Raw genomic sequence first — 21,668 nt, forward strand, 5'->3', positions numbered from 1 at the left:
GATTATTCCCGCTCAGCGATTCCAATCCTGCTTGGCCGCCCGTACCAGCTTGTCCTTCAGCTCCCGGGTGTGCCGCCGGCTCACCGGCAGCTCCGTCCCGTCGATCACCACCACGTAGCCCGAGTTGACCAGCCGCAGCTCGGCGATCAGCTTCAGCTGCACCAGGTGCGACCGGTGGATCCGGACGAACCCGGCGTCGGCCCAGCGCTCGGCGAGCGTCGCCAGCGACACCCGGACCAGGTGCGAGCCGTCGGCCGTGTGCAGCCGGGCGTAGTCACCCTGCGCCTCCACCCAGCGCACCGCCGACCGGGGCAGCATCCGCGTCGTCCCGGCCAGCTCGATCGGGATGGTCGGGTCCTCCTCCGCCCGGGCCAGGGCCGCAGGGTGCGACGGCACCACCCGGGAGCCGATCACCCGGCGCAGCGACTCGGCCAGCCGGTCGGCGCGTACCGGCTTGCGGACGTAGTCGGTGGCGCCGAGGTCGAAGGCGTCCACCGCGCCGTCGTCGTACGCGGTGACGAAGACGATCGCCGGCGGCCGGGCGAACCGGCGCAGCACCCGGGCCAGTTCCATCCCGTCCAGGCCGGGCATCCGGATGTCCAGGAAGACCACGTCCACGTCGGCGTCGCGGAGCACCCGCAGCGCCTCGGTCGCGTCGCCCGCCGTGTGCAGCCGGGCCACCCGGGGATCGGCCCGCAGGTGGTACGCCAGCTCGTCCAGCGCCGGCGGCTCGTCGTCGACCGCCAGCACCCGGAGGAACCCCGCCGTCGCGTTCACGGTCACGATCCCGCCCGTACGCCGGGATGGAACTTCGGCACCCGCAGGCTCACCTTCGTACCCGAGCCGGGGCCGGTCTCGACGACCAGGCCGAACCGGTCCCCGAAGACCGACCGGAGCCGCTCGTCGACGTTGGAGAGGCCGACGTGCTGGCCGGTGTCGTCGGTCGGGTCGCTGCCGGCGCGGGCCAGCTCCGCGATCCCCGCGGTCAGCGTGGCCGGATCCATGCCCACTCCGTCGTCCTCCACCGTGATGTGACACTCGGCGCCCTCGTCCCGGGCCTCGATGCTCACCATGCCGGTGCCGGGCTTGCGGGACAACCCGTGCCGCACGGCGTTCTCCACCAGCGGCTGGAGGCAGAGGAACGGCAGCGTCACCGGCAGCACCTCCGGGGCGATCTGCAACCGCACCTGCAACCGGTCGCCGAACCGGGCCCGCTCGATGGTCAGGTAGCGGTCGATCGAGCGCAGCTCCTCGGCCAGCGTGGTGAACTCGCCGTGCGCCCGGAACGAGTACCGGGTGAACTCGGCGAACTCCAGGATCAGCTCCCGGGCCCGCTCCGGGTCGGTGCGGACGAACGAGCCGATCGCGGTCAGCGCGTTGTAGATGAAGTGCGGGCTGATCTGGGCGCGCAGCGCCCGGATCTCCGCCCGGGCCAGCCGCTCCCGGGACGAGTCCAGCTCGGCCAGGGCGAGCTGGTTGCCGGCCCAGTGTGCGGTCTCCAGGGTGGCCTGCACCAGCCCGGGCGCGGGTGGGGCGTCGGCGATCGCCACCAGCGCCCCGACCACCCGGCCCTGCGCGCTCAGCGGCGCGAGCACCGCCCCGCGTACCGGGCAGTCGACCCGGTCGCAGTGCAGCTCCGACTCGCCGAGCACCGTCGACCGGCCCGCCTCCACCGTCCGCCGGGCCGCCGCGAGCAGCTGGTCGCCGTGGTGGCCGCCGCGCCCGTCCAGGGCGAGCAGCGCGTCGGAGTCGGTGAGCGCCAGCCCGGCCGCCCCCACCAGGGCCCGCAGGTGACGTACGGCCTTCGCCGCGCCCGCCGGGGTCAGGCCGGTACGCAGCGGTTCGGCGGCCAGGCCGGCGGTGTGCAGCACCTCGTAGGTGGCCCGCTGGGTGGCGGTGGCGATGCCCCGCCGGCCGCGTAGCCGCAGCACCGCCCAGAGCGCGGCGGCCAGCGCCGTGACCAGCGAGACGACGCCGACGACGGCGGAGAGGTTGCCATCCACGCAGCGATCCTTGCCGGTGCGGGCCGCTACGCCAAGCCCCGGCCGGGCGTCTCCGGCGGCCGAGCCGCTAGTGCAGTGTCCACAAACGTTGGCCGGGTGGTGTCGAGTGCGAGAGTGTCGTAGGGGTGGTGTTGGCTTCGGTGTATGCCTCGTCGTCGTGATCCGTGCGGTCCCCGGGTGGCGTATCGCACTGCTCGAGTGGGGTTGCGAGTGACGGTGGGGCAGCGGCGGCGGTGTTTCGGGTTGCTGCGTTCGGCCGGTGACGTGTGGGCGTGCCTGTTGGAAATCAACGGGTGGCGGCGTCGCCGCGGGGACGCCCCGCTGGTGGGCTATCAGGAGTTGTGCCGGGAGTTGGCGGCGTCGGGTCCGGGCACGTTCGCCGAGTTGGACAGCACGGGTGCGAGGTCGGTGTTGCGCCGGTTCTCCGACGCGTGGTTCGCAGCGGCGAAACGCCGCAACAGCGGTGACGTGTCGGCGCGGTTCCCGCGGCGGCGGCGTGGGCTGGTGCCGGTGCGCTGGTATCACGGCACCTTCACGGTGGACGGGCGCGGGGTGCGTATCCCGGTGGCGAAGGGCAGCCCGTCGTTGTGGGTGCGGTTGGCCCGGGATCTGCCGTACCCGCCCGAGCAGGTCCGGTCGGTCACGCTGCTGTGTGAGGGTGGCCGGTTGTTCCTGGACGTTACCGCCGAGGTGCCGGTCGCCACCTACCCGCCGGGTGAGGGGCCTGACCCGGGTCGGGTGGCGGGGGTGGACCTCGGTGTGATTCACCCGTATGCGGTGGCCGGCCCGGACGGGGAGGGGCTGTTGGTGTCGGGGCGGGCGATTCGCGCCGAGCATCGCATGCACCTGGCCGACAGCAAAGCCCGCGGCCGCGCGGTCGCCCGCCGCGCGCCGAAGCCGGGTCAGCGGGGGTCGCGGCGGTGGCGCAAGTATCGTCGCCGGGCCCGCCTGGTGCAGGGCCGGCACCGGCGTCGGGTCCGTCAGGCCCAGCACGAAGCAGCCGCCACGGTCGTGTCCTGGGCGGTCCGCCAGCGGGTGGGCGTGCTGCACGTCGGGGACCCCCGCGGCGTGCTCGAGGTACCGGCGGGGCGGCGGCACAACCTGCGGCTGCGGCAATGGCAGGTTGGCGGGGTCATGCAGGTCCTGACCGACAAGGCCACCCTGGCCGGTATTACCGTCCACCTCGTGGATGAACGTGGCACTTCCTCCACATGCCCCGCCTGCCGGCGGCGGATACCCAAACCGCGTGGGCGGAGCCTGTCCTGCCCGCACTGTCAGCTCACCGGACACCGCGATTTGGTCGCGGCCGCCATCATCGCCACCCGCATCCCGGGCGGCGGACCCACCACCCCCACAGCCGCAGTTGTGCTGCCCGGGGTGCTCACGCACCGTCGAGCCGGACGGCACTTGCCCGGTGCCGGCCGGTCCCGGCGTGACCCCCGCCGCCCACCCCTGGTGGCGCGAGGATCAGTTGGCCCGCGGAGGCCCGCCCCACCATCCGGTGGGGAGTCGCTCGCCCGAAAGGCGAGGATCAGAACCCTCACCGGACACCCGGTGAACGTTCGTGGACACCGCACTAGTAGGCGCCCTTGCGGGCCAGCACCACGCCCACCGTCCGCCACAGGATGCTCAGGTCGTACGCCAGCGACCAGTTGTCGACGTAGTAGAGGTCCAGCCGGACCGCCTCGTCCCAGGAGAGGTCGGAGCGGCCGGAGACCTGCCACAGCCCGGTCATGCCCGGCCGGACCAGCAGCCGGCGCCGCACGTCACCCAGGAAGTCGCCGTCGTCGGCGGGCAGCGGACGCGGCCCGACCAGCGACATCTCCCCCCACAGCACGTTGATCAACTGGGGCAGCTCGTCCAGCGAGGAGGCGCGCAGGAAGCGGCCCACCGGGAAGACCCGGGGGTCCTGCTTCATCTTGAACAGCATGCCGTCGGTCTCGTTCTGGTCGACCAACCCGGCCAGCCGATCCTCGGCGTCGACGTACATGGTCCGGAACTTCCAGACCCGGAAGGTGCGGCCCTCGTGGCCCACCCGCGGCTGCCGGAAGAAGACCGGCCCGGGGTCGGAGATCCGGATCGCGAGGGCGATGGCCGCGAAGAGCGGGGCGAGCAGCAGCAGGCCCAGCCCGGCGGCGACCCGGTCCATCAGGCTCTTCATCAGCAGCGCCGGGCCCGACAGGGTCGGCTCCTCGACGTGCAGCAGCGGCAGGCCCTCGATCGGGCGGATGTGCACCCGGGGGCCGGCGATGTCGGTCAGCTGCGGGGCGACCACCAGGTCGACGCCGGAGCCCTCCAACTGCCAGGCCAGCCGGCGCAGCTCACCCGGCTCGGCGCTGGCCGAGCCGCAGACCGCGATCGTGTCGCCGCCGACCTCGCGGACCAGGGCGAGGACGTCCCGGCCGGCGTACACCGGCACCGGGGTCTCGATGCCCCGGGCGGCGGCGTACCCGTCGGTGATGTGGATGGCGACCGGCACCAGGCCGGCGCTCGGGTTGCGGGTGACCGCGGTGTAGACCTCCAGCGCCTCCGGCAAGGTGCCGACCAGCACCATCCGGTGCCCGGCGTGCCCGGCGCGGCTGCGGACGGTGTGCAGCACGAACCGGGCGGTCAGCCGGCCCATCAGGACCAGCGTCAACGCCCCGAGCAGGGCGAAACCGACCGTGTAACGGGACAGGTCGGTCTTCGTGGCGAACGCGATGAAGGAGACCGTGGCGGCGGCCGCCACCCCACCCCGGATGACCCGCTTGAACTCGTCCGGTCCCAGCCCGAGATAGCGCCGGTCGTAGGCGCGGTTGCCCCAGAGGATGACCACCCAGCCGAGCGGCAGCAGCAGGAACGCCACCGTGTAGAACCAGGTGGGGTCCTCCTGGGCGTTGTAGAAACCCGCCCGCGCCTGGCCGAACGCCTCCTGGGCCATCCAGTCGGCGAGCATCACGGCGGCGAAGTCGAGCAGCAGCAGGGCGACGGTGTACGGGCGGTGCCAGCGCGAAACCCGGCGACGGGCCCTCGCCCACCCCGACCGGGGGACGCCGTTGTGCGACGGCGGTGTCGGCGGCTGGATCTCGAAGCTGTCGACGTGCCGCACGAGTTTGCTCCGGCCTGTGTTGGTTACCGGGCGCTGGAGGCTTGTCGTCACCTCACCCATGTCCTCCCGCATGACACGCGCCGCTCACTCGCAGTGAGGGGCTCGGGTCGCCCACCGTTCCAGTCTCCCACGCTGCCAGTGGGCCGGACGCTGACCCGAAGGACAATTGCGCCTGGTGCTGCCAGCAGGGATCCGGCCGGCTCCACGTCAGTTTTCGAAGCCGGGGACCGAGCCACTATACCGATGGATGGCGGCCCCGGTAGAGGCGCGGACGGGCAGCTTCCACGCGCCCGGGACGATTCCTCTCCGTAACCACCGGGTGTCATTACTCACCGTACGAGCCGGGACAACCGACGGTCAGCGAGGGGCTTTCCGCCGGTCTGACAGGTCGGGCAGTACTGCAGGCTCGAATCGGCGAAGGACACCTCGCGCACCGTGTCGCCACAGACCGGACAGGGCAGGCCGGTCCGGGCATGCACCTTCAGGCCGGAGCGCTTCTCGCCCTTCAGCTCCGCCGCCCGCTGACCGAGCGAGCGGCGGACCGCGTCGCCGAGCACCGCCCGGGTCGCCGCGTGCAGCGCGGCGAGCTGGTCGTCGGTGAGCCGGTCGGTGATCGCGAACGGCGAGAGCTTCGCCGCGTGCAGGATCTCGTCGGAGTACGCGTTGCCGACCCCGGAGAGCACCGCCTGGTCGGTCAGCACCCCCTTGACCTGGCCCCGCCGGCTGCGCAGCCGCTCGGCGAAGGTGGGCAGGTCGGCGCCGAGCGCGTCCGGCCCCAGCTTCGCCACCCCGGGCACCTGCGCCGGATCGGTCACCAGGTACACGGCCAGCTTCTTCTGGGTGCCCGCCTCGGTCAGGTCGAAGCCGGAACCGTCGTCGAGGCGGACCCGCAGGGCGACCGGGCCCTTGCCGGGGCGCAGCGGGGTGGTGGACGGGAACGCCTCCCGGTAGTGCAGCCAGCCCGCCCGGGCCAGGTGCACCACCAGGTGCAGGCCGCCGTCGACCACCACGTCGAGGAACTTGCCGTGCCGGCGGGCGTCCACCACCGCCCGGCCCGACAGCGCCGAGGGCGCCGGGTCGTACGTCTTCAGGGCGCTGATCGCGGCGACCTCGACCCGGTCGATCCGCCGCCCCACCGCGCGCTCACGCAGGTAACCCGCGAGCGCCTCCACCTCCGGTAGTTCGGGCACGTTCCAACGGTAGCCTTCTTTCCCGTGAGCGCGAGGAACGAGCTTGCGAGTCCCCGCCGCGAGTGCGAGGGATGAGCTTCGCGAGTCCGGCGGTCGCGAGCAGAGAGCGGCACAGTCGCGAACGAAAGGCGAGCTCCGTGAGAATCGTGGTGGCGCACAACCGGTACCGGGAAGCCCAGCCCTCCGGCGAGAACACGATCGTCGACTCGGAGATCGCCCAGCTGACCGACGCCGGTGTCGAGGTGCTGCCGTTCATCCGCAGCTCGGACGAGATCCCGTCGATGTCGAAGGCGGCCAAGGCGCTGCTGCCGATCTCCCCGATCTGGGCCCCGCGCGCCCAGGAGGACCTGTCCCGGCTGCTCACCGCGCACCGCCCCGACGTGCTGCACCTGCACAACCCGTACCCGCTGATCTCGCCCTGGGTGGTGCGGACCGCGCACCGGCACGGCGTGCCGGTGGTGCAGACGGTGCACAACTACCGGCAGGTCTGCTCCTCCGGGATCTACTTCCGGGACGGGATGATCTGCCAGGACTGCAAGGGCCGGGCGCTCGGCGTGCCGGCGGTCGTGCACCGCTGCTACCGCAACTCCCGCGCGCAGAGTGCCCTGATGGCGACCACCCTGGCCGTGCACCGGGGCACCTGGCGCTCGGTCGACCGGTTCATCGCGCTGACCTCGGCGATCGCCGACCACCTGCGGGACTACGGCATCCCGGACGAGCGGATCGTGGTCAAGCCCAACTCCGTGCCCGACCCGGGCCGGCCGGCCCCGCTCGGCGACGGGTTCCTCTACATGGCCCGGCTCACCCCGGAGAAGGGCCTCGACCTGCTGCTGGAGGCGTGGCGCCGGCACCCGGTGGGCGCGCTGGGCACGCTGCGCGTCGCCGGCGACGGCGAGCTGCGACCGCTGGTCGAGGCGGCCGCCGCGGACCGCGCCGACGTGGTCTACCTGGGCCAGCTCGACCGGGCCGGGGTACGCGCCGCGGTCGAGGCGAGCGCGGTGGTGATCGCCGCGTCGATGTGGCACGACGTCCTGCCGACCGTGATCATCGAGGCGCTGGCCAGTGGGCGGCCGGTGCTGGGCACCGCGCTCGGCGGCATCCCGTACCTGGTCGGGGCGGACGGTCCCCGCGAGCCCGCCGGCACCGGGTCGGCGGAGACCGCCTCCGCAGTCCCCGGCGGGGGCGTCGCGCCGCTGCCCGCCGGCGTGGTGACCGGCACCGCCGGCTGGGTGGTCCCGCCGGAGCCGGCCGCGATGGCCGCCGCCCTCCCGGTCGCCCGGGCCGGTGCCGCCGCGCTGTCCCAGCCGGCCCGGCTCCGCTACGAGCAGACCTTCCACCCCGACGTGGTCACCAAGCGCCTCCTAGACATCTACGCCACCCTCCCCCGCCCCTGACCCCCGCGCTCGCCTGCGCGCCCGCGCGCGTCCGCTTCTCGCGTGCACTTTCAGAGAAAGAGTGGCTTTCGGAGCCGAAATAGCCACTCTTTCTCTGAAAGTGCGGTCTGAGGGGTGGGGGTCAGCGGAGGGAGGCGCGGGCGGAGAAGGCGATGCTGGCGAGGAGGAAGGCGCCGTTGACGATCGTGAAGGCGATGATCACCCAGAAGGTGAGGGCCGGGGCGAGCATCAGGACCAGCGCGGCCACGAAGATCACCGCGCCGTAGTCGCGGACCAGCTTCACCAGGCGTACCGGCAGCGAGGTCGAGGTGACCATGCTGGCGGCGTTCGGGCCGGCCTGCATCACGGAGGTCACCAGGTTGACCATCCAGGTGCCGGCGAAGACCGCGACCAGCCAGGTCGGCGTCTCCGGCCGCTGCGCCACGGCGGTCGCCGCCAGGGCGGCCACCAGCGCGATCTGGGCGGCCACGTCGCAGAGCACGTCCACCCGGGCGCCCGCCGCGCTGCCCTGCCCGGTCACCCGGGCCAACTGACCGTCGGCGCAGTCCAGCGAGTACGCGACCTGCCAGCCGACCAGCGCGGCCAGCCCGACCACCCAGGCCGGTACGTCGCCGGCGGCGACCCGGTCGGCGAGCGCCACCACGGCCACCGAGGTGGCCAGCCCGAGCACCAGGTTGGCGATGGTCAGCGCCGTGGGGCGCAGCCCGAGGCGCTGGGCGACCAGCGCGAAGACCGCGCCGAGCCACTGGCTGAGCGACTCGCTGAACAGGCCGCCGCCCCGGTTGACCCGGTGGAAGTCGGCAACGGTGGGACGGGGCTCAGCCACAGTGGTCGCGGATTGCACCGGCGTAGTCTGCCAGCCGCTCCCGCGTCTCGGTAGGCGACATCGCCAGGTGTTCGAGGATGGTGTACCGGTCCGGCCGGGTGGAGGGCGCGAACTGCACCGCCTCGACGAACTGGTCGTCGGTCAGCCCCACGTCGGCCGGGAGGCGAGGCAGCTGATGCCGGGCGAGGCAGGCCGACATCTCCGCGAAGCGCCGCCGGTCGCCGCGCAGCCAGGTGCAGAACAGTGCCCCGAGCCCGGCCAGCTCACCGTGCGAGGCGGTGCCGGGGAAGAGCGCGTCGACGGCGTGCATGATCTCGTGGCAGCCACCGCTGGCCGGCCGACTGGTGCCGCAGACCGCCATCGCCAGGCCGCTGGAGATCAGCGCCTCGGCGAGCACGGTGACGAAGGCGTCGTCGGCCACGTCGCCCGGGTGGTTGAGTACCGCCTCGGCGCCCATCCGGGCCAGCGAGGCGGCCAGGCCGTCGACCGGCTCGCCCCGAACCTGCCGGGCCAGCTCCCAGTCGGCCAGCGCGCTGATGTTGCTCACCGCGTCGCCGATGCCCGCCCGGTTGTGCCGTTCCGGGCCGCTCTCGACGAAGTCCAGGTCGACGATGACCGCGATCGGGATGTGTACCCCGTAGGAGCCCTTGATCCCCTCGCTGACCAGGCTCGCGACCGGGGAGGCGATCCCGTCGTTGGCCAGGCTCGTGGCCACGGTGACCATGGGAAGCCCGCGCCGGGTGGCGGCGTACTTGGCCACGTCTATCGTCTTGCCGCCACCGATGCCGACCACCGCGTCGTACGAGCGGGCGCGGAGCTTGCTGCCCAGGTCGTCGGCGGCCTCGAGGGTGCCACCGGCGACGGTGAACACGTCGGCCGACCGCAGCGACGGCCGGATCAGCTCGGCGATCTGCTCGCCCTGCCCCGGCCCCACCACCACCGCCACGTCACCGCCGGCGGAGATCCGTCCGTCGGCGAGGATCGCGGCGAGGTCGGCCACCGCCCCGCGCCGCACGTCGATGTGCAGCGGGGTCAGCACCGTACGAGCTAGTAGCGGCACGCGATCTCCCGCGCCCGGGCCAGGTCGGCGTGGTTGTCGACCTCGACCCAGGAGACGTCCCCGATCGGCGCCGCGCGAACCTCGCCGCCCCGGTCGGCGAACTCCTGGTAGCCGTCCTCGTAGTAGAGGTCGGGGTCCCGCCGCCAGGTCGCCTCCAGCGCGTCGGCGAGGGCGTCGGCCACCTGCGGCTCGATCAGCGTCGCGCCGATGTACTCCCCGTACGCCTCGACCGGATCCATGATCTTGGTGATCCGGGTGAGCTGGCCGGCGGCGTCGAAGGTGGTCTTCATCTCCTCCTCGGCCAGCGCCTTGATGTTGTCGATGGCCAGCAGGATGCCCGGCCCACGCTCGGCGAGCAGGGTCTTCTCCACGCTCACCGGGTGCACGGTGTCGCCGTTGACCAGCAGCACGCCCCGGGCGAAGTGCTCCCGGGCCAGCCAGAGCGAGTACGCGTTGTTCCACTCCTCGGCCTTGTCGTTGTGCACGAGGGTGAGCCGGACGCCGTAGCGCTCCTCCAGTGCGGCCTGGCGCTGGACGACCGCGTCGGCGGCGTACCCGACCACGATCACGATCTCGGTGAGCCCGACCTCGGCGAGGTTGCGCAGCGCGATGTCCAGGATGGTGGTCTCACCGTCCACCGGCACCAGCGCCTTGGGCAGGGTGTCGGTGTACGGGCGCAGTCGGCGCCCCGCACCGGCCGCGAGCACCATCCCGATCATGCGGGGTCCTCCCTCGTACGACTCCAGGTCACCGTGGAGGATAGCCCCGCGTGACGGTGGGGCTGCCGCCAACCGGGGCCAGAGCGGCTCTCAGCCGGGCAGGGCGGCCAGGTCGGCCAGCACCGCGAGCCGCTCCTCGGCGGTGAGCGCCGCGTACGGGCCGGCCGCGCGGCGGTCGGTCTCCAGCTCGATCGCCCGGCGCTCCGGCCCCTCCGGCAGCTCGCTGGCGCTCGACGCGGTGTGCCCGGCGGCGGTCCACGCGGCGGCGTGCGCGTCGGCCCGGTGGTAACGCAGCGTGCCGAGCCGGTTCAGCAGGAGCACCCCGGGCGGCGTGCCGTCCGGCTCGTACGGCGGGGCCATGGTGGCGAACGCGGGCGTCGGTTCGGCGTCGGGCTCCCCGGCGAGCAGCAGCGCGTACGCCAGCAGCCGGCCGAACGCCTCGACCAGGCGCAGCACCCGGTCGTCGTGCCCGGCCCACAGCTCCTCGGTGACCTCGCCGTGCACCTGGTAGATCTCGGTGAGGAAGTCGGTGCCGCGCTCGGTGGCGGCGAAGCCGCCGTCCGGCCGGCGGACGATCATCCCGTGCGCCACCTGTTTGTCCAGGGCGCGCTGGCAGGCGGCCGGATCCCGGTAGCGGGTGACGGCGGCGAAGCCCGCCCCGTCGACCGTGCCGCCCGGCGCGGCGAGCCGGGTGCGGAACTCGACCAGGAAGCCGGTGGCGGCCGGCCCGCCGTACCGCTGGCTCAGCTCGGCGCCGCCGCCGTCGCGGCCGGCGAGCATGCCGGCGACGAAGGCCCGGTCGACCGCCGGGGCGACCAGCCCGGCGAACCGGTGCGGCGCCAGCTCGACGTCGGAGTTCACCGACCGATCGACCGCAGCGCGGCGACGGCGATCACGCCCGGTTCCAGATGGTCGCCGCCGATGTCCCAGGCATTGGGAAAACGGCTCCGCTCGGGAGATCGGCGCTGAGTGAAGAGGCGGCCGTCGTCGTCCACGATCAGCGCGCCGGCGCAGCGGAGAGGCTCGGTGGGCACGTGCCGACAGTAGCGAGCGGGCGTGGGTCGCACCGATGCCCGGTCTTGTCCGGTCTGCCACGTGGGCCCACCATGTGGGTACCGGGTGGTGCCGCCGTCCCAAAGGGGTGATGCGTGATGCAGGTTCGGGAAGCTATGTCCAACCAGGTGCTCATGGTGGGTCCGGAGCACACGCTCCGGCAGGCCGCCCAGATGATGTCGGCCCGCCGGGTCGGCTCGGCAGTGGTGATCGACCCGGACTCCGAAGGGGTCGGGATCATGACCGAACGGGATGTGCTCAACGCGATCGGGGCCGGGCTGGACTGCGACGTGGAACGCACCAGGGCGCACGTGAGCTGGGACGTCGTCTACGCCGGTCCGGATTGGACGGTGGAGGAGGCGGCCGCGGCAATGGCCCGTGGCGGCTTCCGTCACCTGGTGGTGCTCGACGGCCGGGAGGTGGCCGGGGTGATCTCCGTACGCGACCTCATGCGGGTCTGGTCGCAGCAGCGGCTCACCGTGGGCTGAGTCCGGGCCGGGGGTCGTCCGCACCTGTCGCGGCGGCCCCTGACCGGCCCGGATGTCCCGCCGACGAGAGTTCCGCTCGCGTCCGGACGTCGATCATCTGTCCGCATGTTGAACTTGGCGTGTATGCCGGTCGGACCGGCCGGGACAGGCCCTAGGCTCGTCCGCATGACCGCCGAGCAGCTGATCTCGTTCGCCCGTGGAGCTCCCTCGCTGGACATCATCGATGTCGAGGGTCTCAAGGCAGCAGCCCTCCGTGCCTTCGACGCCGACCCCGCCGGGATCACGGCGTACGGCACCTCCGTCGGGTACCCGCCCCTGCGGAAGTGGATCGCCGAGAAGCACGGCGTCGAGGCGGATCAGGTACTGATCACCAACGGCTCGCTCCAGGCGGACGCATTCCTCTTCGACCACCTGGTCCGCCGCGGTGACGCGGTGGTGGTGGAGCGTCCCACGTACGACCGGACCCTGCTCAACCTCCAGCGGATGGGGAGCGAGATCCACGGCGTCTCGATCCAGCCGGACGGCCTCGACACCGCCGAGCTGCGCAAGCTGCTGGAGTCCGGGGTGCGGCCCCGGCTGGCCCACGTCATCCCGAACTACCAGAACCCGGCCGGCGTGACGCTTTCCCTGGAGAAGCGCCGCGAGCTGCTCGACCTGGCCGTCGAGTACGAGTTCACGATCTTCGAGGACGACCCGTACGCCGACATCCGGTTCCGGGGCGAGGCGCTGCCGTCGATGCTTTCGCTGGACACCCGCAACGTGGTGGTGCACGCCTCCAGCTTCACCAAGACGGTCTGCCCGGGCGTCCGGGTCGGCTACCTGGTCGGGCCGGCGGACCTGATCGCCGACATCGCCAAGAAGGCGACCAGTCTCTACATCTCGCCCGGCATGGTCTCCGAGGCGATCGTGCACCAGTTCTGCGTCTCCGGCGAGATCGAGCGGTCGATCGAGACCGTGTCGACCGCCCTCGGCGAGCGGGCCCGGGTGCTCGCCGAGTCGCTGCGCCGGCACCTCCCCGAGGCCAGCTTCGTCGAGCCGGACGGTGGCTACTTCCTCTGGGTGGAGTTCCCGGCGGACGTGGACGTGGCCCGGCTCGCCCCGGCCGCCGCCGAGCGGGGCGTCGCCGTGGTCAAGGGCAGCGACTTCATGGTCGACGGCGGGCAGCACGCGCTCCGGCTCGCCTTCTCCGCCGTCACGGCGGACCGGATCGACGAGGGCGTCCGCCGGCTGGCGGAGGCCCTGGCCGCCCTCCGGGGCTGAATATCTGTCGGGTTTCCGACAATCTGGCGATGCCGGCCGGCCCGGGGCACCCCTCGGGCCGGCCTGCGGCTCACAATGCTGCGAGCGTCGCTCACCTGCCCACGCGCGGCCGGGCCACCGGTCGCGCCGCCCGTACGCGCGCGACGCCGCCCAGCATCACCCCCGCCCCCACCGGCGCCGGGTGGGCCGCGTCGCCCCCTCACCCCCCTGAACGCGGCGCGGCCCACCCGGCGCCACCCCACCTTCCGTGATCTTGCGCCGCTGGCGGCGGATTCCGTCCGGTCGGGCGAATCGGCAGCACAACCGCGTGATCACCGAAGCTGCCGGCGGGCCGGTCGGCGAGGGGCAGCGCGGCCGGCGGGGGCGTAGCCTGCAAGCCGCAGCAGCGTGGGGAGGGGGACGCCATGACGGACCGGGTCCAGCGGGAGCGGTCGACGAACCAGCACACCGGGCGGGTGCTCAACCCCCGCGCCTGGACGGCGCCGGTCCGGGCGATGTCCCGCATCCTCAACGCCGACGGTTCCCCCCGCATCCCGACCCCGGCCGGGCCCGGGCGCAGCGGCGTGGTCGACTGCGGCCTCTACGTCGACGGGGAACGCCAGCCCGGCCAGTGGAACTACGCCGACGCGCTGGAGGCGGCCCGCGGCGAGCGCAACGCCTTCGTCTGGCTCGGCCTGCACGAGCCGGAGCTGGCCGAGATGACCGCCATCGCCGAGACGTACGGCCTGCACGAGCTGGCGGTCGAGGACGCGGTCAAGGCCCAGCAGCGCCCCAAGCTGGAGCGCTTCGGCGACGTCACCTTCCTGGTGCTGCGTACGGCCCGCTACTGCGAACACGCGGAGCTGACCGAGAACTCCGAGGTGGTCGAGACCGGCCAGGTGATGCTCTTCATCGGGCCGAACTTCCTGATCAGCGTCCGGCACGGCGACGCCTGCCGGCTCGCCCCGGTCCGCGCCGACCTGGAGGCCAAGCGGGATCTGCTGCTGCACGGCCCGTGGGCGGTGGCGTACGCGGTCACCGACCGGGTGGTGGACCTCTACCTGGAGGTGGCCGACCAGCTGGAGGACGACCTGGACGTGCTCGAGGCCGACGTCTTCGACCGGCAGAGCAGCGGCCGGATCCAGCGGATCTACCAGATGAAGCGGGAGCTGGTGGAGTTCAAGCGGGCGGTGATGCCGTTGCAGCGGCCGCTGATGACCCTCACCGCGCAGGTCAACCGGGAGGTGCCGCAGGAGGTGCGGCGCTACTTCCGGGACGTGCAGGACCACCTCAGCCGCACCGTCGAGCAGGTCAACTCCTACGACGACCTGCTCAACTCCATCCTCCAGGCGCGGTTGGCGCAGGTCACCGTCGACCAGAACAACGACATGCGCAAGATCGCCGCCTGGGCCGCCATCGCCGCGGTCTGGACCGCGTTCGCCGGGGTCTACGGGATGAACTTCGAGAACATGCCCGAGTTGAAGTGGACGTACGGCTACCCGGGCGTGCTGGCCCTGATGCTCGCCATCTCGCTGGCGCTGTACCGCTGGTTCCGCCGCAACGGCTGGCTCTGACCCGTACACCGGCGATCCACGCCGAGGGGCGGCCCTGGGCCGGCGGGGGCGCGATCGACCCCGGACACGCCGGCGGCGCGGGAGTCGCCTCCCGCGCCGCCGGCGAACCGCCTGGTCAGCGACGGCTGCTGGACTTGGCGCCGTTCTTGCCGATCGCCTTGCTGAGGTCGTCCGCCGGCCGGCCGGAGACGTCCGTGGCGCCCTCGGCGACCGAGGGGACCTTGTCGTTGGCGTGGATCATCGGCTGGGTGCCGGGGGTGGTGGTCGAGGCGCTGTCGCCACCGGCCACCGCGGAGCTGCCCGCGCCGGTGGGGCCACCGGCCGTGCCGGCACCGCTGGACATCGTGGACGAATCGGTCACCTTGCCTCCGTTCGCCGACGGCGTCTCCACGACCAGGGTGTCCACCTCGTCGCGGACGGTCTCGACGCCCTGCGTCGGGTCGTACTCCGCCCACTCCTGCTGCTCGCGGCGGCGGCGCATGGCCATCGCGCCGGCCACGCCGGCGACCGCGCCGGCGGCCAGCAGGCCGGTCATCATCGACCCGCTCTTCTTCTGCTTCTTCTTCGCGGCCTTCAGGTTCCTGGCCTTGGCCTTCCTGCTCATCGCCGGCTGCTTGGCGGCGGCGGCCTTCCGGCCGGTGAGGGCCTTGCCCGCCGTCTGCGCCTGGGCGTTGCGGACCGCCAGGGCCAGCGGCGCGAGCGCCGCGACCGTCGACGCGAAACCGCCGGACGCCCGGTCCCGCACGATGACGGCGGTCGGCGTGACGACGCCACGGGCTGCCTGGACCCGCGGCCCCACCGTGGCGCCGGCACCCCTCGCCGCGTACGTGGCGGCCTGCCTCAGGTGACCGATGCCCTGGTTGAGCTCAGCCTTCGCGAGCTGCCCCTGGGTCTTGCGCCGCCCGATTCCAAACACGGTCCCACCTCCTGGGAGTTGTTCCTTCGTCATCCTCCACCTTCGGATGCCTCCGCACTGCCAGATCGGGCACATGGGAGGATCCGCATGGAACTGACCAACGAGTGAGGAGTACCCGTGGCCGAGGCTGTCTACGCCACCTTGCACACCAACGCTGGCCCGATCCGGCTGGAGCTCTTCCCCAACCACGCTCCGAAGACGGTCCGCAACTTCGTCGACCTGGCGGAGGGCAACAAGGAATACACCGACCCACGCACGGGTCAGCCGGGCAGCGGGCCGTACTACGACGGCACCGTTTCGCACCGGGTGATCAGCGGCTTCATGGTCCAGATGGGCGACCCGACCGGCACCGGCCGTGGTGGTCCGGGTTACAAGTTCGGCGACGAGTTCCACCCGGAGCTGCGCTTCGACCGGCCGTACCTGCTGGCGATGGCGAACGCCGGGCCGGGCACCAACGGCTCGCAGTTCTTCATCACGGTGTCGCCGACCCCGCACCTCAACAACCGGCACACCATCTTCGGCCAGGTCGCCGACGAGCAGTCGGCGAAGGTCGTGGACGCGATCGCCAACACCCCGACCGGCCCGAGCGACCGGCCGCTGCAGGACGTCGTGATCGAGCGGGTCGAGATCGAGCGCACCCCGGCCTGATCGCCCTGCCGAGGTACCTTTGCACGCATGACTGAACGCCCCGGGCCGGCCGGCGACGCCACCGGCGGGCCGGTGCCGACCACTCCGGTCTGCTATCGCCACCCCGACCGGGAGACGTACGTCCGCTGCACCCGCTGCGACCGGCCGATCTGTCCGGAGTGCATGCGGGAGGCCTCCGTCGGCCACCAGTGCCCGGAGTGCGTGAACGAGGGACGCCGCAGCGTGCGGCCGGCGCGTACCGCCTTCGGTGGCGGTGCCGCCGGCCGCCGCGGCCTCGTCACCCGCACCCTGATCGCCTTGAACGTGCTGGCGATGGTGCTGTCGATCCTCAGCGACCGGGGCGGCGACTCGATGGTCGGCGGCTCCGGCCTGGGCGGGCTGCTCGGCGGGGGCACCCCGCTGACCCAGTGGGGCGCGGTGCTGAGCTACGCCCCCTACGTCGACTTCGGCCCGGCGCACGGCGTCGCGGCCGGCGAGTGGTACCGCCTGGTCACCGCGATGTTCCTGCACTACGGCCTGGTGCACCTGCTGCTGAACATGTGGGCGCTCTGGGTGCTCGGCCGGGACCTGGAGGCCCTGCTCGGGCCGCTGCGCTTCCTCGGGCTCTACCTGGTCGCCGGGCTGGGCGGCAACGTCGCGGCCTACCTGTTCAGCGAGCCGAACGCGGCGTCGGCCGGCGCGTCCACCGCGATCTTCGGGCTCTTCGCCGCCGTCTTCGTGATCATGCGCCGGCTGGGCCGGGACACCTCGGCGATCGTGCCGGTCCTGGTGATCAACCTGATCTTCACCTTCACCGTGCCGAGCATCTCCATCCCGGGCCACATCGGTGGCCTGGTCACCGGGGCGGCGATGGGCTGGGTGCTGGCGTACGCGCCGCGGATGCGCCGGTCGGTCTTCCAGGCCGCCGGTACGGCGGTCATCCTGGTGGCGCTGCTCGGCCTGGTGATCGTCCGCACCGCGATGCTGACCGGCTGAGCCGTCATCGGCTGAGCCGCTGCTCAGTGGCGGGCGGCGGCCCGGACCGACCGGAGCGTCGCGGCCACCTCGTCGGGCGGGGCGCCCAGGTCGTACCGGCCGAAGAGGTGCAGCGACTCCCCGGCGTCGATCTCCAGGGTGTCGGTGGACAGCCCGAGCCGGGACCGCCGGTCCACCGTGATCGCCTCGACGGCCGGCCAGGGCAGGTGCCGCCGGCCGGCGTACTTGTGGATGACGGTGACCCCCGCCGGGTCGGCGGCGAGGCGGACCGGGGCTAGCAGGTCGCGCAGCGCCCAGCCGGCCAGGCCGGCGACGACCGCGACGGTCAGCACCGCCTGGACCGGGTCGCCGTCGGCGAGCAGCAGGCCGAGCGCGACCAGCAGCACCGCGCCGACCAGCTTCACCACCGGCAGGGCCGGCGGCACCCGCCACTGGTGGGACGGGGACGATGGAGGCTGCACGGGTCCAGCATGCCAGCCGGACGCGGCCACTGCCGGGGGCGGACGACACCGGCTCCCGGAGGACGTAGTATCGACGGCAGCCAGGTTACCGGGGAGTAGATATGAGTGACGCAGTCATCGTCGGCGCGGTTCGCACCCCGGTGGGGCGGCGCAAGGGCAGCCTGTCCGCCGTGCATCCGGTCGACCTCTCGGCGCACGTGCTGCGCGCGCTCGCCGAGCGCACCGGCATCGAGCCCGGCCAGGTCGACGACGTGGTCTGGGGCTGCGTGTCCCAGGTCGGCGAGCAGTCCTGGAACATCGCCCGCAACGGCGTGCTCGCCGCCGGCTGGCCCGAGTCGGTCCCCGGCACCACCGTCGACCGGCAGTGCGGGTCCAGCCAGCAGGCGTTGCACTTCGCCGCCGCGGCGGTCGCCTCCGGCCAGGCCGACCTGGTGGTCGCCGGTGGCGTCGAGTCGATGACCCGGGTGCCGATGGGCTCCAGCGTTGCCGGCGGGATTCCGTTCAGCGACCAGCTCCGCGACCGCTACCGGGGCGTCGAGGGCTTCGCCGGGGACGAGCCGCTGCCGTTCAACCAGGGCGTGGGCGCCGAGCTGATCGCCGCGCGCTGGCGCTTCTCCCGCACCCAGCTCGACGAGTTCGCGCTGGCCAGCCACGAGAAGGCGGCCGCCGCGCAGGACGCCGGCGCGTTCGACCCCGAGCTGGCCCCGGTGGCGCTGGCCGACGGCGGCAAGTTCGCCGCCGACGAGGGCATCCGCCGGGACACCTCGCTGGAGAAGCTCGGCGAGCTGAAGACCCCGTTCCGCGCCGACGGCGTGGTCACCGCCGGGTCCGCGTCGCAGATCTCCGACGGCGCGGCCGCGCTCGCCGTCACCACCAGCGAGTGGGCCAGCCGGCACGGCCTGCGACCGCTGGCCCGCATCCACACCGCCGTGGTCGCCGCCGACGACCCGGTCACCATGCTCACCGCGCCGATCCCGGCCACCGCGAAGGCGCTGCGCCGCGCGGGGCTGGGCATCGAGGAGATCGGGGTGTACGAGGTGAACGAGGCGTTCGCCCCGGTGCCGCTGGCCTGGCTGGCCGAGACCGAGGCGGACCCGGACCGGCTCAACCCGCGCGGTGGCGCGATCGCCCTCGGCCACCCGCTCGGCGCCAGCGGCGCCCGGATCATGACCACCATGCTCCAGCACATGCGCGACAACGGCATCCGGTACGGCCTGCAGACCATGTGCGAGGGCGGCGGCATGGCCAACGCCACCATCGTCGAGCTGCTCTGACGGGCACGACCACGACGGGTCGTCGCCGGGGCGGGCGGAATACGCGTGACTCCGCCACCGGCGACGGCCTAGATTTCGCGGCGTGACCGAGACCTCGACGCCGCGAACCGACTGGGCCGACCCGCACTGGCAGGCGACCGCCCTGGAGTGGGTGGCCGACCGGCTCGCCCGGAGCGGTCGCCGGGTGACCGGCCCGGTCGAACCCCGGGTGCGGCCCTGGTCCCTGGTCTGGCGGGTGCCCACCGACGGCGGGGACGTCTGGTTCAAGGCCAACAACCCGGGCACCCGGCACGAGGCGGGGCTCCTGGCCGAGCTGGCCCGGCTCACCCCGGACCGGGTGCTCCACCCGATCGCCGTGGACACCGGGCGCGGCTGGTCCCTGCTGCCCGACGGCGGCCCGAGCCTGCGGGACACGCTCGCCGCCGAGCCGGACCTGTCCCGCTGGGAGCGGCTGCTGCCCGGGTACGCGGCCCTCCAGCTCGCCGTAGCGCCGCACGCGCAGCGGCTGCTCGCCCTCGGGGTGCCCGACCACCGGCCGGCGGGGCTGCCGCGGCGGTTCGAGGTGCTGCTGGACGACGAGGAGGCGCTGCTGCTCGGCGCGGAGAACGGGATGGATCCGGACCTGCACCAGCGGCTGCGGGCGTACCGGGGGGAGTTCGAGGCGCTCTGCCGGCGGCTGGCGGACTTCGGGGTGCCGGCGAGCATCCAGCACGACGACCTGCACGACGGCAACGTCTTCGTCGCCGTCGACGGGTACCGCTTCTTCGACTGGGGGGACGCCTCCGTCGCCCACCCCTTCGGCACGCTGCTGGTGACACTGCGCTCCGTGGCGTACGCCGGCGAGCTGTCCGCCGACGACCCGGCGCTGCTGCGGCTGCGCGACGCGTACCTGGAGGCGTGGACCGACCGGTACGACCGGGCCGCGCTGCGCGAGGCCGCCGAGCTGGCGATGCGGGTGACCACGGTCAGTCGGGCGCTGTCCTGGCAGCGCGCCCTGGTCACCCCCGACCCGGCCCGCGCCGAGTACGCCGAGGCGGTGCCCGGCTGGCTCGGGGAGCTGTTCGCGCCCCTGCCCGTCTGACCGTCCGCTGTGGCGGCCGATTGCTGCCCGGCGCGCGGATCGGAGCCCGGAAGCTCCGCAATGGACGGGGTGGACAGCCCGGCGGCGGCCGGGCAGGATTCCCCCGGTCGGTGTTGAGCGCGTGTGCATGCCCGCTCCGCCGCCTGACGACCTTTCGCCAGAACGGGGAACCCGTGACGATCACCTCCGCTCCGTCGGGCCTGCGGCGGGCCGCTCGCCGGCTGCTGACCGCCGCCGTGGCCGGAATGCTCCTCGCGACCGCGGCGGTGACCGGCGCGAGCGCACCCGCCCGGGCCGCCGGCTACACCGGGCCGCATCCGGGCACCTTCACCGGGCTGGGCTTCGACACCTGTACCGCGCCGTCCGACGCCGAGATGACGGCCTGGCTGCAGTCGCCGTACCGGGCGGTCGGCATCTACATCGGTGGGGTCAACCGGGGCTGCGCGCAGCCGAACCTGACCCGGACGTGGGTGGCGAACCAGCAGGCGGCGGGCTGGCGGTTCTTCCCGCTCTACGTCGGTCTCCAGGCCCCCTGCTCCGACTTTCTGCGCAGGATCGACCCGGCCCGGGCGTCCTACCAGGGCTGGGAGGCGGCCAACGACGCGGCGGCCAGCGCCCGCAGCCTCGGCCTGGCGGCCTGGAGCACGATCATCCTGGACATGGAGCACTACGAGGCCGGCGACGCGGCCTGCAGCGCCGCCGTCAACGCGTTCGTCTCGGCCTGGACCACCCGGCTGCACCAGTCCAGCTTCTTCTCCGGCTACTACACCAACGTCTCCTCGGCCGGGCTCACCGACCAGCTGGCCGCCTACTCCCGGCCCGGGTACCACCGTCCGGACATCCTCGACTTCGCCCGATGGAACGGGGAGCAGACCGTCAGCGACCCGGCCCTGCCGTCGACGTACTGGGCGCCCAAGCGGCGGATGAAGCAGTACCAGGGCGACCACGACGAGACCTGGGGCGGGGTCCAGATGAACATCGACAGCAACTACCTCGACCTGGCGCAGCCGGCGTACCCGCGTCGGTTCACCGGAACGGTCTCGACCAGCCGGTCCTGACCCTGCCTGCAAGTCGCACCCAGGGTGCGACTTGCAGGCGTGGAACTTCCAAAATGCCGTAGTGACCCACATCACCGCAGGTCACGGCTCGTTGTGCAGGTCATGGACGTCTTCTCCCGAACGTTCCTTCCCGCCGCCGCCGAGACCGGCCTGGCGGTCCAGACCGTGAGCCGGCACATGCCGATCTTCCGGCAGTGCGTGGGCTCCGGCGACGCCACCATCCTGGTCGCCCGGTGCGGTCGCCCCGACCGGCCGGTGGCCGGCGAATACCTCCTCCTGCTCACCCACCGCCGGATGGTGGTCACCCAGCAGACCCGGGTGCTGCACCGGCTCCGCCTGCACCTCAACACCGAGCTGCGCGAGCTGAGCAACGTGACCTGGAGCCCGGACCCGCGCTCGCAGTCGGTCGACCTGGCCGCCACCGCGATCGACGGCGTCCGCGAGCGGTTCGTCATCCACACCCAGCACCCGAAGCAGGTGTGGCAGCTCGACACGCTGCTGAACCACGCGTTCCGTACCCGGCTGCGCACGCCGAAGGAGCGGGTCCTCGCCACCATCGGCGAGGCGCCCACCACCGCCGGTGGCCCGGTGCTGCGGCCCGTGCCGGCCCGCTGACCGCAT

21 protein-coding genes and 1 pseudogene are annotated in these 21,668 nt (G+C 73.0%); 11 read left to right on the forward strand and 11 right to left on the reverse strand.

Translation table 11 applies throughout. From position 1 onward, the window contains the following. Positions 1 to 12 precede the first annotated feature (12 nt). The gene (locus GA0074696_RS03535) at positions 13 to 783 is read right to left on the reverse strand and encodes a LytR/AlgR family response regulator transcription factor (protein WP_088959765.1); all 771 of its coding nucleotides are present in this window, start codon (positions 781 to 783) and stop codon (positions 13 to 15) included. Further along, positions 780 to 2,003, reverse strand: a complete 1,224-nt coding sequence (locus tag GA0074696_RS03540; RefSeq protein ID WP_088959766.1) for a sensor histidine kinase — start codon at positions 2,001 to 2,003, stop codon at positions 780 to 782. The genes GA0074696_RS03535 and GA0074696_RS03540 overlap by 4 nt, the downstream gene beginning before the upstream one ends. A gap of 144 nt (positions 2,004 to 2,147) precedes the next feature. Between GA0074696_RS03540 and GA0074696_RS32485 the strand changes: the two are divergent. Next, a pseudogene (locus GA0074696_RS32485) lies at positions 2,148 to 3,305 on the forward strand (RNA-guided endonuclease InsQ/TnpB family protein); the annotation flags it as partial. A 274-nt stretch (positions 3,306 to 3,579) separates the two neighbouring features. Here the strand turns inward: GA0074696_RS32485 and GA0074696_RS31630 are convergent. Both GA0074696_RS31630 and GA0074696_RS03560 read right to left on the reverse strand, forming a co-directional pair. Then, positions 3,580 to 5,151 (reverse strand): sugar transferase, encoded by a 1,572-nt coding sequence (locus GA0074696_RS31630; protein WP_231925396.1) that lies wholly within the window; start codon positions 5,149 to 5,151, stop codon positions 3,580 to 3,582. 269 nt (positions 5,152 to 5,420) lie between these two features. Continuing rightward, positions 5,421 to 6,281, reverse strand: coding sequence for an Fpg/Nei family DNA glycosylase (locus GA0074696_RS03560; protein ID WP_088959768.1), 861 nt, complete (start codon positions 6,279 to 6,281; stop codon positions 5,421 to 5,423). A 137-nt stretch (positions 6,282 to 6,418) separates the two neighbouring features. Here GA0074696_RS03560 and GA0074696_RS03565 point away from each other — a divergent pair, with 137 nt between their 5' ends. Further along, positions 6,419 to 7,675 (forward strand): glycosyltransferase family 4 protein, encoded by a 1,257-nt coding sequence (locus tag GA0074696_RS03565; RefSeq protein WP_088959769.1) that lies wholly within the window; start codon positions 6,419 to 6,421, stop codon positions 7,673 to 7,675. Between the two features lie 121 nt (positions 7,676 to 7,796). Here GA0074696_RS03565 and GA0074696_RS03570 read toward each other — a convergent pair whose 3' ends face one another. From GA0074696_RS03570 to GA0074696_RS03590, 5 genes are all read right to left on the reverse strand, one after another. Then, positions 7,797 to 8,519 carry a CDP-alcohol phosphatidyltransferase family protein gene (locus tag GA0074696_RS03570; protein WP_088959770.1) on the reverse strand — a complete coding sequence of 241 codons (723 nt, stop codon included), beginning with the start codon at positions 8,517 to 8,519 and terminating at the stop codon, positions 7,797 to 7,799. After that, positions 8,494 to 9,561 carry an iron-containing alcohol dehydrogenase family protein gene (locus tag GA0074696_RS03575; RefSeq protein WP_088959771.1) on the reverse strand — a complete coding sequence of 356 codons (1,068 nt, stop codon included), beginning with the start codon at positions 9,559 to 9,561 and terminating at the stop codon, positions 8,494 to 8,496. Before GA0074696_RS03575 ends, GA0074696_RS03570 begins: the two co-directional genes overlap by 26 nt. Continuing rightward, positions 9,549 to 10,280 carry a phosphocholine cytidylyltransferase family protein gene (locus GA0074696_RS03580; protein ID WP_088959772.1) on the reverse strand — a complete coding sequence of 244 codons (732 nt, stop codon included), beginning with the start codon at positions 10,278 to 10,280 and terminating at the stop codon, positions 9,549 to 9,551. Before GA0074696_RS03580 ends, GA0074696_RS03575 begins: the two co-directional genes overlap by 13 nt. Before the next feature lie 90 nt (positions 10,281 to 10,370). Next, the gene (locus GA0074696_RS03585) at positions 10,371 to 11,141 is read right to left on the reverse strand and encodes a hypothetical protein (protein WP_088959773.1); all 771 of its coding nucleotides are present in this window, start codon (positions 11,139 to 11,141) and stop codon (positions 10,371 to 10,373) included. Further along, entirely contained in the window at positions 11,138 to 11,314 is a 177-nt protein-coding gene (locus GA0074696_RS03590) for an NUDIX domain-containing protein (protein ID WP_231925246.1), read from the reverse strand. Before GA0074696_RS03590 ends, GA0074696_RS03585 begins: the two co-directional genes overlap by 4 nt. Positions 11,315 to 11,431: 117 nt before the next feature. On the opposite strand from GA0074696_RS03590, the gene GA0074696_RS03595 reads away from it, so the two are divergent. The 3 genes from GA0074696_RS03595 (at position 11,432) to corA (ending at position 14,634) form a co-directional block, all read left to right on the forward strand. Beyond that, the gene (locus GA0074696_RS03595) at positions 11,432 to 11,821 is read left to right on the forward strand and encodes a CBS domain-containing protein (protein WP_088959774.1); all 390 of its coding nucleotides are present in this window, start codon (positions 11,432 to 11,434) and stop codon (positions 11,819 to 11,821) included. Positions 11,822 to 11,986: 165 nt separating this feature from the next. Then, positions 11,987 to 13,081, forward strand: a complete 1,095-nt coding sequence (locus GA0074696_RS03600; protein WP_088959775.1) for an aminotransferase-like domain-containing protein — start codon at positions 11,987 to 11,989, stop codon at positions 13,079 to 13,081. Positions 13,082 to 13,485: 404 nt separating this feature from the next. Continuing rightward, positions 13,486 to 14,634 (forward strand): magnesium/cobalt transporter CorA, encoded by a 1,149-nt coding sequence (gene corA, locus GA0074696_RS03605; RefSeq protein WP_088959776.1) that lies wholly within the window; start codon positions 13,486 to 13,488, stop codon positions 14,632 to 14,634. A gap of 115 nt (positions 14,635 to 14,749) precedes the next feature. Here corA and GA0074696_RS03610 read toward each other — a convergent pair whose 3' ends face one another. Then, positions 14,750 to 15,583: a hypothetical protein gene (locus tag GA0074696_RS03610; RefSeq protein WP_088959777.1), complete on the reverse strand. Its 834-nt coding sequence runs from the start codon at positions 15,581 to 15,583 to the stop codon at positions 14,750 to 14,752. 84 nt (positions 15,584 to 15,667) lie between these two features. Between GA0074696_RS03610 and GA0074696_RS03615 the strand changes: the two genes are divergently transcribed. Continuing rightward, entirely contained in the window at positions 15,668 to 16,198 is a 531-nt protein-coding gene (locus GA0074696_RS03615) for a peptidylprolyl isomerase (RefSeq protein WP_088959778.1), read from the forward strand. Positions 16,199 to 16,225: 27 nt separating this feature from the next. Further along, positions 16,226 to 17,173 (forward strand): rhomboid family intramembrane serine protease, encoded by a 948-nt coding sequence (locus GA0074696_RS03620; RefSeq protein ID WP_088959779.1) that lies wholly within the window; start codon positions 16,226 to 16,228, stop codon positions 17,171 to 17,173. A gap of 23 nt (positions 17,174 to 17,196) precedes the next feature. On the opposite strand, the gene GA0074696_RS03625 is transcribed toward GA0074696_RS03620, so the two are convergent. Next, positions 17,197 to 17,634: a PH domain-containing protein gene (locus tag GA0074696_RS03625; protein ID WP_088959780.1), complete on the reverse strand. Its 438-nt coding sequence runs from the start codon at positions 17,632 to 17,634 to the stop codon at positions 17,197 to 17,199. 101 nt (positions 17,635 to 17,735) lie between these two features. Here GA0074696_RS03625 and GA0074696_RS03630 point away from each other — a divergent pair, with 101 nt between their 5' ends. The 4 genes from GA0074696_RS03630 to GA0074696_RS03645 all read left to right on the forward strand — a co-directional run bounded on the left by GA0074696_RS03630 (position 17,736) and on the right by GA0074696_RS03645 (position 21,662). Then, positions 17,736 to 18,908, forward strand: a complete 1,173-nt coding sequence (locus GA0074696_RS03630) for a thiolase family protein (protein ID WP_088959781.1) — start codon at positions 17,736 to 17,738, stop codon at positions 18,906 to 18,908. Positions 18,909 to 18,990: 82 nt separating this feature from the next. Next, a complete protein-coding gene (locus GA0074696_RS03635) occupies positions 18,991 to 19,989 on the forward strand; it encodes a phosphotransferase family protein (protein ID WP_088959782.1) in 999 nt (332 codons plus the stop codon). A 173-nt stretch (positions 19,990 to 20,162) separates the two neighbouring features. Then, a complete protein-coding gene (locus GA0074696_RS03640; protein ID WP_088959783.1) occupies positions 20,163 to 21,047 on the forward strand; it encodes a DUF1906 domain-containing protein in 885 nt (294 codons plus the stop codon). Positions 21,048 to 21,149: 102 nt separating this feature from the next. Continuing rightward, complete coding sequence (locus tag GA0074696_RS03645; protein WP_088964337.1) at positions 21,150 to 21,662, forward strand: hypothetical protein; 513 nt, start codon at positions 21,150 to 21,152, stop codon at positions 21,660 to 21,662. The last annotated feature ends 6 nt before the right edge of the window (positions 21,663 to 21,668 follow it).

Source organism: Micromonospora purpureochromogenes, from assembly GCF_900091515.1.
In the GTDB taxonomy this organism is placed as follows: domain Bacteria; phylum Actinomycetota; class Actinomycetes; order Mycobacteriales; family Micromonosporaceae; genus Micromonospora; species Micromonospora purpureochromogenes.